This is a genomic window from Gordonibacter pamelaeae 7-10-1-b, assembly GCF_000210055.1.
GTDB lineage: Bacteria > Actinomycetota > Coriobacteriia > Coriobacteriales > Eggerthellaceae > Gordonibacter > Gordonibacter pamelaeae.
The window spans coordinates 130,900-132,958 of record NC_021021.1 but is presented as its reverse complement, the minus strand read 5'-3'; the positions used below and the strand labels follow the sequence as shown (position 1 = coordinate 132,958).

The window sequence follows — 2,059 nt, the reverse complement described above, 5'->3', positions numbered from 1 at the left end:
CCGAGCTGGCCGCGGCCATCGACGCGGCGGCCGTGGACGTGACGCTGCCGGGCCGCGCCCAGCAGATGGGCACGCGCCACCTCATCAACCGCATCACCGACGAGATCTCCGAGATATTCCTCGGCCTGGGCTACACGGTGGCCGAGGGCCCCGAGGTGGAGACCGACTACTACAACTTCGAGGCGCTCAACGCCCCGGCCGACCATCCCAGCCGCAGCCTGGCCGACACGTTCTACGTGGTGGACCGCTCCGGCGACGAGGCCGCGGTGCGCGGCGAGTCCGACGTGCTCCTGCGCACGCAGACCTCGGGCGTGCAGGTGCACGCGATGGAGGACAACGAGCTTCCCATCTTCGTCATCGCGCCCGGCAAGGTGTATCGCCGCGACGTGGCCGACCCCTCCCACCTGCCCCAGTTCACGCAGATCGAGGGCCTGGTGGTGGACGAGGGCATCACGTTCGGCGACCTGAAGGGCACGCTCGACTACCTGTGCAAGCAGCTGTTCGGCGAGGAGCGCAAAACGCGGTTCCGCGCCCACTACTTCCCGTTCACGGAGCCGTCGGCCGAGGTGGACGTGAGCTGCGGCATCTGCCACGGCGAGGGCTGCCGGTTCTGCAAGGGCACCGGCTGGCTGGAGATCCTCGGCTGCGGCATGGTGGATCCGAACGTGCTGTCCATGTCCGGCATCGACCCCGAGAAGTACTCCGGATTCGCGTTCGGCATGGGGGTGGAGCGCATCGCCTGCCTGAAGTACAACGTCCCCGACCTGCGCATGCTGGTCGAAGGCGACATGAGATTCCTCCGTCAGTTCTAAGGAGCCGCAAGCTATGAAAGTATCTTTGAAGTGGTTGAGTGAATACGTGGACGTGCCGGCGGACACGAAGGCGTTCTGCGATCGGCTCGATCTGACGGGCACGGGCGTCGAGGCGGTGGAGAGGACCGGTGCGGCGCTCGACGGCGTGGTCGTGGGGCACGTGCTCACCTGCGAGCAGCACCCGGACAGCGACCACATGCACGTGGTCACGGTGGACGTGGGCGCGGGCGAGCCCGTGCAGATCGTGTGCGGTGCGCCGAACATCGCGGCGGGCATCAAGGTGCCGGTGGCCTGCGTGGGCGCGGTGCTGCCGGGCGATCTCAAGATCAAGAAGTCGAAGCTGCGCGGCGTTCCCAGCTGCGGCATGTGCTGTTCGCAGCGCGAGCTGGGGATGGGCGGCGACCACGCGGGCATCTGGGTGCTTCCCGAGGACGCGCCCGTGGGCGTGCCCATCGCCGACTACGCGCAGCTTGCCGACACGGTGCTCGACCTGGAGATCACGCCGAACCGCCCCGACTGCCTCTCCATGGTGGGCATGGCGCGCGAGGTGGGTGCCATGTACCGCACCGACTACGAGAGCCCGCTTGTCGGTATGGCGGGCAAGCTCGCGCTGGACGCCTCAGCGGCGCCCGTCGACGAGACGGTGAAGATCACCATCGAGGACGCGGCGCGCTGCCCGCGCTACACCGCGCGTGTCATCCGCGGGGTCAAGGTGGGCCCGAGCCCCGACTGGATGGTCGAGCGCCTGGCCGCTATCGGCCAGCGCTCCATCAACAACATCGTGGACGTGACGAACTACATCCTGTTCCTGTTCGGCCAGCCTCTGCACGCCTTCGACCTGGACAAGCTCAAGAACGCGGACGGCGTGGCGCACATCGTGGTGCGCGCGGCCGCCGAAGGCGAGCGCCTGACCACGCTCGACGGCGAGGATCGCGCGCTCACGCCCGACATGACGGTCATCTCCACGCCGGAGCTCGGCGCCGTGGCGCTCGCAGGCGTCATGGGCGGCCTGGATACCGAGGTCACGGACGGGACGGTGGACATCCTGCTGGAGGCCGCCACGTTCGAACCGGGCCGCACGAGCCGCACGAGCCGCAACCTGGGCCTGTTCAGCGAGAGCTCCATGCGCTACGAGCGCGGCGTGGACGACCACGGCATCGAAGAGCGCTCGGCCGCGGCCGCCGCGCTCATGGTGGAGGTGGCCGGGGGCACGGTGAGCGCCGCCGCCGGCAACGGCGCTGGCATCG

General features: G+C 69.0%; 2 protein-coding genes. Both read left to right on the top strand.

Translation table 11 applies throughout. From position 1 onward, the window contains the following. The coding region (gene pheS, locus GPA_RS00565; protein ID WP_049783957.1) for a phenylalanine--tRNA ligase subunit alpha at nt 1–812 on the top strand (812 nt) is incomplete at its 5' end. A 13-nt stretch (nt 813–825) separates the two neighbouring features. Further along, nucleotides 826–2,059, top strand: a 1,234-nt coding sequence (gene pheT, locus GPA_RS00560; RefSeq protein ID WP_083808789.1) for a phenylalanine--tRNA ligase subunit beta, incomplete at its 3' end; no start/stop codon positions are given.